Origin of the sequence: Allorhizocola rhizosphaerae, from assembly GCF_003426775.1 — a bacterium.
In the GTDB taxonomy this organism is placed as follows: Bacteria; Actinomycetota; Actinomycetes; order Mycobacteriales; family Micromonosporaceae; genus Allorhizocola; species Allorhizocola rhizosphaerae.
Genome location: NZ_QJUG01000314.1, coordinates 1 through 7,788, shown reverse-complemented (window position 1 = coordinate 7,788; position 7,788 = coordinate 1). Strand labels below are relative to the sequence as shown.

Genomic DNA, 7,788 nt, shown 5'->3' with positions numbered 1-7,788 from the left:
CACCTGCCCTCCGGACGCTTCGCAGCCAACGCGGCCTGGCTGACCCTGGCCGCCATGGCACACAATCTGACCCGTGCCGCAGGATGCCTGGCCGACGGCACCACCGGCGGCATTTATGCCAAAGCCCGTGCCGCAACGCTGCGCCGCAAACTGATCAACATCCCAGCCCGGATCGCTCGCCACGCTCGCCGCCTGATCATCCATCTGCCCGCCGGATGGCGATGGCGGCATGACTGGCAACGACTGTTCACCAACACTCACAGCCCACCGGTCACTGCCTCACCGATCTTCAAGCCGCGCAGCCACATTCCCGGAGCAAGCCGGAACCCGAGCCCGGCGAATACGACATACACCAAACAAGGCAACATCGTCGACCATCGATGTCCTACCGAACCCGATCACGAAGAACCCGTTCAACGAAAGAGCCCGTGGATGCAGGCTGAGACCGGGCACACCAGGTTGGTGGCCACCACGGTCGGGCGGGTGCAGGTGACCCGGATCGCCTACCGTGCGCCTGGCGTATCGAATCTGCACCCGGCCGACGCCCGGCTGTCGTTGCCGGACAAGATGTACTCGTTTCCGTTGCAGCATCAGGTGGTTCACGAGGTGGCCGGCGGGTCGTTGCGGGCCGCACGCGAGGCGATCATCCGCGGCACCGGAGCGCATCTGGGCACCCGGCAGCTGATGCACATCGCCACCGAGGCCGCAGTCGACATACGCGATTTCTACCAGCAGATGGCAAACCCGAAACCTGGTCCGGCTGGTGACAGCGGATATGACGTGCTGGTCCTCAGTGTCGACGCCACCGGGGTGAACATGATCGCCTCCGATCTGCGTGCGCCGGCCCCGCCGCGCCCGGCCGGGCCGCAGCCACCCTCAGCGCAGTTGTCACGCCGGGAACGCACCGGGCGCAGCCGCATGGCGGTGGTGACCGCGATCTACGACGCCGTCCCCGCCCCACGCACCGCCGCAGACATCCTTCCCGCCGATACGCGAGAGCGCGCCGCCCGGCAGCCCGGCCCGAAAACCAGCGGCCGCAAGGTCGACGCCTCCCTGCAACACTCGGTCGCGCCGATGGTCGCCGCGTTGTTCGACCAAGCCGAAACCCGCGATCCGCACCACCGACGGCGCTGGATCGTTCTGGTCGACGGCGCCAACCACCAACTGGAATGCCTTGAAGCAGAAGCGAAACACCGCGGCGTCCAGATCGACATCGTCGTCGACTTCATCCATGTCCTTGAGTACTTGTGGAAGGCCGCCGAGGACCTGCACCCCACCCACACCGCCCGCGCCGCGTTCGTCCAGACCACCGCCCGCGACCTGTTGGAAGGCCATGCCCCGCAGGTGATTGCGGACCTGCGCGCCCGGCTACGCACCCGCGACGACAACCCAGCTCCCGGCCTGCAACGCGCTATCGCCTACCTGCACGCCAAACAGCCCTACCTCAACTATCACATCGCATTGGCTTTGGGCTGGCCGATCGCCACCGGTGTGATCGAGGGCTGTTGCCGCTACCTGGTAAAAGACAGGCTCGACATCACCGGCGCCCGCTGGAGCCTCACCGGCGGCGAGGCCGTCCTGCTATTGCGCGCTGTCATCGCCAACGGCGACTTCGACGCCTACTGGAGATTCCACCTCAACCGTGAGCACGAGCGCATCCACGCCAGCCGCTACCAAGACCATTTCGCCCTGGCCGCGTAACAGCCCAGGCTCCGCTCACTCAAGAAGAAACGCACCCCCGTTGCGGACGGACATCCGAAACGGCAGCAACGATACGCATGCCGACGTACAGCGAATAGGCGACGTTCATGCGACGGCCAGCAGCAACTCATTCAGGGCTTACGCTTTGGCCAGCTGACGTCGAGCACATAGACACTCACGTCGTATCGCGGCGCGACTTCTTTGGCCCAGCGTCGCATCTCGTTGACGAGGTTCTGCTTGTCGGCGTATTTCCGTGTGCCGGAGGTCTGTTGCTCGGGCGGCAGCCAGTAGACAAGGTAGATCCCGTGCTGCTGGCCGGTTGGGACCAGGTATTGCTGCACGAGCTGAGTTTGCAGCGCGGTGGACAACCCGTTGTTGCTGACCAGCTTCGCCTCGATGATCGCTTGTGCGACTCCGATTCGCGCGGTGTTGGTCGGGGCGCCTGCGGTCAGGTCGATGCGCGTGCCGGAGCCCTTGACCGCGATGCGCTCGACCTGGGGCTCCCTGGCAAGGATGACGCGGTCGCGACCGAGCCGCTCGGTCAGCCGGCGCCGCACCCAGTCAGTGATGTCATCCTCGCTGCCGAGATTCTTGCCGTCCGGCGACCACAGGTCGCGAAAGCCATTGTTCCGCGAGATCTCGTGCTGTAGCTCGTCTAGGTGGTCTAGCAAGGCGCCGATCAAGTCGGCAGAGTTCCGGATCAGCCGCAGATCTGAGCGGCCGAGCAGGCGGAGCAGTCGGGCCGGGCTGAGGTGGAAATGGGCGTTGTCGGCCGCCACTTGTCGGGCCAGGCGTAGATAGTGGCGGATGAGCGCCTGTTCCTGCTGGGGCTGCCCGTCGGCCAGGATGCTGAGTTCGCTGACGAGGCCGCGCATCGCCAGGGTTTCGACCGCGTAGTTGCGCATGCGGGCTGCCCGGTGCGCTGGGCTTTCGGGCCAGTCCTCGACGTCCCAGGAATCATCGGCAAGCGGATGCCGGCCCAGCAGAAGGCGGGCCAGCGCGGCCAGGCGGCCATCGTCGACTGTGTCAATTCGTAGACCCTCAAGGAGATCTGGCAGGACGCTTGGCCGGATCGGCTCGCTGAAGAGGCGGTCTATCGTTGCCTGGCTGTCGACGCTGGCGAGGTATCGGTTCGCGTCGCGTGACAGCTGTGAGCCGTCGCCGTCCGCAAGAGATCGGGCCGTTACGACGGCCATGTCTGGGTCGTGCTCGATCAGAAAGGCGAGCGCGTCGGCGTTCTGATCGTTAGAGTAGGCCCGATGTTGCAGGGCGGTGGCTAGGTCCGGCGCCAGGTCCACGGCGAAATGTTCGTAGAGCGGTTTGCGCTGCCATTGGACGCTGCTGCGGAGCGAGGCCTGCGTGGCGATGCGGATCTCGGCTTTTGCCTCGGTGGGAGCGAGGTCGACCAGTTCTCGGAGGAGGTAGGCGTCGCTGTGGGCCCAGGCGTTTGCGATGGCGGGAGCCCACCATGTCCACGCTGTCGGTGGGAGGTCGGTAAGGCGCCGTGGCGCGTGACGCGCCAGCGTCGTGAGCAGGTAGACCCCTGACCAGTCCCGGATGACCTCGAGCCCGATCGAGGACTTGCCCAGCCACAGGTCCGGGTTGGGCAAGTGCCTGGTGACGTATTCGAGGCCTCGGTCGAGGACCTCCCGTTGTTCGTCGCTGGTCAGCAGCGTCCAGCCTGGCCTGGTCGTGAGGTCGCAGAAGAACAGCGGTTTGCGGTCGGGGCCTGGTACCAAGGCGATCGGGATGTCGGCCCATGCGGCATGGTCGTGGCGAGACGCGGCGATCGCTGCTCGGAGGGCGGCGGCGATACGGTCAGGCAGGGTCTCGGTTTCGTGCTCGTCGGTCTCCTGTTCGTCTTCCTCGTCTGCAGGGGTGGGTGGGGCGGTCAGCTGTCGAAGGCATCGGGCCAGCACGTTGTGGCCGGTGGTTGGTTCCGCGTCGACGACATCCCTCAGCCAGTAGATGTCGTCGGTGGTGACGAGATGCAGTTGGAGCAGCACAGGCCATAGATGTTCGTCGAGTCGCGCCGCGACGGCGAAGGCGAGACGCCGACGGAGGGCGGCATCTTCAGCCCACAGCGCGCGGACACGGGTATTGCCGGCCAGATCGACGATCAGCTCGACCAACGGTTCCAACGCAGCCGGGTCATCGGACGCGGCAACGGCTCGCGCCACAATCCGAACCGACAGTTCACGAATCCATGGGCGTGACTCGATGGAAATCTGAGATCGCAGGGTTACCCGCGCCCAGGCGAGAGCGTCGGGCAGGTCGGCGTCCGGAACTCTGGCGGCGAACTCAAAGAGGAATTTTTGGTATGCGCCAATGAAGTTGAACCGCCGCGGCCGTGTGATGAACTGCAACAGCCGGACGGTGGTCATGTGCCGGGGGTAGAGCCCGTCGAGCAGGCCGGCTCGCAACTCGTCGTCCGGGTCCACGTCTGGGTCGAGCGTCAGGCCCTCGAGCAACGCCGACCGGTCGGACTCCGTGCCGAGGCTGGTCACCACAGCGATCGCTGCTCTGCGTGCCCAGGACGGAAGCCGGTCGTCCAGCGCGATCGTCAGCACCGCGGAAGCGGCCGCCGACATCTGACCGGCGAGGGCCAGTCGGCAGATCCACCATGCTTCGAAAGGCTGGTCGACTCCGGCCGTCAACCGGTCGGTAAGCTGCTGCACCAGGCCGGGATGCACGACGACCGACAGGTCTAGAGACCATCGCGGCGGCAAATCGTGGTCCCGCGCCTCCGCGAGTAGGGCCTCCACCACCTCCGCCCGCGCGGCCGGCGACATGCCGACCTCCGGCTCATCGATCAGGGTCACTGCGTTGGCTGGTGCCACCACGTCCGCGAGCTCCGGGCGCAACGCCACCATCCACGCCGCGACCGTGCCCATCGAGCGCGGCAGGACCCCATCGGTCAAACCAAGCAGAGCGGCAACTTGCGGCCGCGTAGGCTCCCGGTCCACCACGTACCTTGCGGCAAGGTAGTCGACGTACTCCTGGTGCCGGAAGGAGACGGTGTCCCGCGGTGCGGTGTCGAACAAAGCGCTGCCCAACACCTCCGCGTAAACCTCGTGCCCGATCGTGGTATCAGGGCGGTCCGGCTCGGGTACCGTCGGCAGGTCGGTGATCGCGACGGCGGTTTGACCTTCGCCGGTGCGAAACGCGAACCGGCCTGCCCCGCCGAACGCGGCGAACAGGGCCAGCCGGCCAGCCGCCTGACGCCGCACGTCCGCACCTGTCCGCAGTGGCTGCCGGACGTCTTCCCGCTCGGTTAGCAGCCGCTGCACCTCGGACTCCAGGGCGTCAATGCGCTGCCCGGGAAGGCGTCCGTCCTTCTGCCATTGCCGGGCCGCCGCGATGAATTGCAGCAGAGAGGCACTCAACCTACTTCGGCCCGCTGCGGCCAGCGCGTCCAGGAAGCCTTCATCTATATTGAGCGAAACGAGCAGTTGGCGGGCGGCGTCACGCGTCATCGGTAGCAGGCGCAGCTTCTCGACGTTGGCGATGCCGTCGATAAACGCACTGGTCCAAGCCGAAGGGCGGCACGCGAGCCGCCATCTGACCCCATCAGTGCACGACCCGGACATCGCGCGGTTCACCAGCCGGACGAGGGCCGGCTCAGCAAGCAGGGCCTCGTCCAGGGAGTCAAGGTGAATCGGTTTTCCGGTAGCGATCGCCGCGCTGACGGCCCGGCCGACTTCGGCGCCTCGGAGTCCCACGAGGTCGACTTCGACGCCATCCTCGCGGCGCCGCAAATCCTTGAGTACCTCGGACTTTCCGACGCCGCCGGGCGCAAGTAGGACAATGCTTCCGGGGCGTCTGGCGAGATCGCTGGCGGAGGTGATGCCAGTAGCTGCACCGATGTCGAGAAAGCCGTCACGGTCCAGCGGCGCGTGCTCCTCATCGGCGCTCTGTACATGGCGTTCGACCGGATCGATGGCCACCGTCGCTCCCTTCGCGTCGCGCACTCATCCTAAGAAAGCGCGGCTGCCGGCCGGACTGCGGACCGGTCCGCGAAGACGGCAAAACCTTCCGAGAGCCGAATCACAAGCTGACCTCCCCGGGCACCTCGCGTATCCGACGGCTTGCTCCCTGTTGTCGCGTGGCATCCACGTTGATCGTACGACGATTTCCATGTCGTCCGATTCAGAGCGCCCGCCGGACGTCATGCGAGGCACTAACTATGCTTACGTCGACGTCAGGGCAATGGTGCCTTTGGCCGCGCCCGTATGTGAGCTTCCAGGTGTGCAGCGCCGTTGCGTCGGTAACGCCAATAGGCAAGCAGCTTGTCGTGCTTGGAGGAGTTGCAGTATTGGCAGGCCGGCAGGAGATTGGAGGCGTAGTCCGAGCCGCCCCTGGACAGCGGGAGCACATGGTCGCGGTGGAGTCCGGGCCGGATGCCGCAGTATGCGCAGCGACCCTGAAACCTACGCCTTAGTGCGCGCCATTCACGCTCGGAATGGGATCCAGCGACCTGGAGCCTACGGGCGCGGCGAAGACGTGTGTGCCACCGCGTGTTGTCGGGATTACGTCGCTTCCATTCTCTTGCTACGGCTAAGGCATGGTTACGGTTGGCCGCATACCAGGCGCGACCCCGCGCCAAGTTGCTTTCGCGGTGTTTTCTGTAAGCGCGGCGTTGGATGGCCCGTCCAGCGGGTGTCCTGGAGAACTTTCGCCCGCGTGCTCGTTCACGCTCGATGTTCGCTGCGTAGTAGGCGCGGCGTATCGCTCGGTGCCCGGCGGGGTCTTCAAGACGCCGTCGAAGCTTATCGGCGAGACGACACGGCTTGCACATCACGTCGCCTATGTAGAACTCGGTAAGAGGCTTTACCGCTTCACAGGCGTTGCATTCGCGCTGGACGCCGCTGGCGACCATCTCGCGCCACTTTCGTTTAGGGTCTGTATCAAAGGCGGTCAGAGCCATTCGTTGATCGCGGCGATGTGAATGGTGGCTTCGTAGCGCACCGCGAGCTTGTCGAACCGTGTGGCGACCGCACGGTTGCGCTTGAGCCGATTGATCCCGCACTCCACGGCATGCCGCTGTTTGTAGATGTGCGGGTCGAACGCCGGTGGCCTGCCGCCCTTGGATCCCTTGGCACGCCGGTGAGCGTCCTGATCGCCCTTGGACGGGATGGTCGCGGCGATGCCACGCCGGCGCAGGTAACGACGGTTCGCCCGGGACGTGTAGGCCTTGTCGGCCAACACTCGCCGCGGGCGGGTACGCGGCCGGCCGCCGCCCAGCCGTGGCACCCGGATACCGTCGAGTACCGCGGTGAACTGTGGGCTGTCGCCACGCTGCCCGGCAGTCAACACAATCGACAACGGCTTCTGCCCTTGCTCACACGCAAGGTGCAGCTTCGTGGTCAACCCGCCACGAGACCGGCCCAACCCCGTGATCGGCCGGCTCGTCACTTACGCCACCAGGCGGCTCGGTCTGCAGATCCCCCTTTTACGCGCACCAGCGGCATGCTGATGCGCCCGTGCGATCGTGGAGTCCACCGACACGTCCCACACGATCTGTCCGGCCGCGTCGGCCAACGCTTGTAAGGCCGTCAAAATCCTGGCCCAGGTGCCGTCGCGCTGCCAGCGGCGAAAACAGTGCGGATACCGCCGCCCACGACCCGTACCGGTCCGGCACGTCGCGCCATGGCGCACCTACCCGGGTGCGCCACCGGATCCCGTCGATCAGCTGCCGTTTCGTCCAAGTCGGTGGACGGCCTGCCTTCTTTGCCTTAGGCAGCAACGCTTCCAACACCGCCCACTGGGTGTCGGTCAAGTCATGCCGCCTCGCCACCGTTAAGGTGTCCACGAGGTCTCCGGTCGGTATCAGGTTCTTCTTGGTCGTTGAACCATCTACCGGAGACCTCGCCCATTGTCGATCTCCGACACGCCGTCTCGGCTATCGCACCAGGTCCGGCAATGTGACGAACTTTGATACAAACCCTAGCTTGACTTTTAACCTGTGCGGCGCGGTCGGGGATTGACTGACTTCTTGGTCTTGGGTTTCGGTTTGCTGGCCTGGTTGCTGGTGACGACGTGGACGTCGTAGCGGTTGGTGGGTTGGTGGTTGGGTCTGCCGGGTGG

At 65.6% G+C, this 7,788-nt stretch carries 3 protein-coding genes and 2 pseudogenes; 2 read left to right on the top strand and 3 right to left on the bottom strand.

Translation table 11 applies throughout. The annotated features are described in order from the left end of the window. Together DM816_RS44980 and DM816_RS38355 are read left to right on the top strand one after the other, a co-directional pair. Positions 1-276, top strand: a pseudogene (locus tag DM816_RS44980) (transposase); the annotation flags it as partial. Between the two features lie 9 nt (positions 277-285). Then, the gene (locus DM816_RS38355; protein WP_246002604.1) at positions 286-1,701 is read left to right on the top strand and encodes an ISKra4 family transposase; all 1,416 of its coding nucleotides are present in this window, start codon (positions 286-288) and stop codon (positions 1,699-1,701) included. Between the two features lie 131 nt (positions 1,702-1,832). Here the strand turns inward: DM816_RS38355 and DM816_RS38350 are convergent, their stop codons facing one another. From DM816_RS38350 to DM816_RS38335, 3 genes and pseudogenes are all read right to left on the bottom strand, one after another. Continuing rightward, a complete protein-coding gene (locus DM816_RS38350; RefSeq protein ID WP_211589033.1) occupies positions 1,833-5,648 on the bottom strand; it encodes a hypothetical protein in 3,816 nt (1,271 codons plus the stop codon). Positions 5,649-5,902: 254 nt separating this feature from the next. Next, the gene (locus DM816_RS38340; RefSeq protein WP_162908269.1) at positions 5,903-6,499 is read right to left on the bottom strand and encodes an HNH endonuclease; all 597 of its coding nucleotides are present in this window, start codon (positions 6,497-6,499) and stop codon (positions 5,903-5,905) included. A gap of 119 nt (positions 6,500-6,618) precedes the next feature. Continuing rightward, a pseudogene (locus DM816_RS38335) lies at positions 6,619-7,513 on the bottom strand (IS5 family transposase). Positions 7,514-7,788: the final 275 nt, after the last annotated feature.

What these genes read in the sequence shown, in the direction of transcription:
- DM816_RS38340 (WP_162908269.1), bottom strand. Translation starts at nt 6,499, where the DNA reads ATGTGCAAGCCGTGTCGTCTCGCCGATAAGCTTCGACGGCGTCTTGAA.